Consider the following 426-nt stretch of genomic DNA (forward strand, 5'->3'; position numbering starts at 1 on the left):
TTTGTGGTCCGCAAGCTCGGCGTCCCCGGCCATGAGGAGTTGGCGATGGGCGCGGTCGCGACAGGTGGCGTGCGCGTGCTCAACAACGAGATCGTCGAAGCCCTGGGCATTCCGACGCCTATCATTGATGCGGTTGCGGCACGCGAGCGCCTGGAGCGGGCACGGCGCGAGCGGCTTTACCGTGGCAGCCGTCCGCAGCCCGACGGGCGCGGCCGCACGGTGATCCTGGTTGACGACGGGTTAGCGACAGGTGCCACAATGTACGCCGCGATCGAAGGGTTACGACAGCAGGGGCCTGCGCGCATTGTCGTCGCAGTTCCGACGGCATCGCGCGACGCCTGTGAGGAAATGAAGAAAAGGGCCGACGAGGTCATTTGCGCAATTACGCCGGAGCCATTCCAGGCGGTGGGTCGTTGGTATCAGGAG

1 protein-coding gene is annotated in these 426 nt (G+C 65.5%); it reads left to right on the top strand.

Going from position 1 to position 426, the window contains the following annotated elements; genetic code table 11:
• Positions 1-426: phosphoribosyltransferase (locus tag CKW40_RS42515; protein WP_280175442.1), on the top strand; the 426-nt coding region annotated here is incomplete at both ends.

It is taken from the genome of Mesorhizobium carmichaelinearum (assembly GCF_900199455.1).
GTDB lineage: Bacteria > Pseudomonadota > Alphaproteobacteria > Rhizobiales > Rhizobiaceae > Mesorhizobium > Mesorhizobium carmichaelinearum.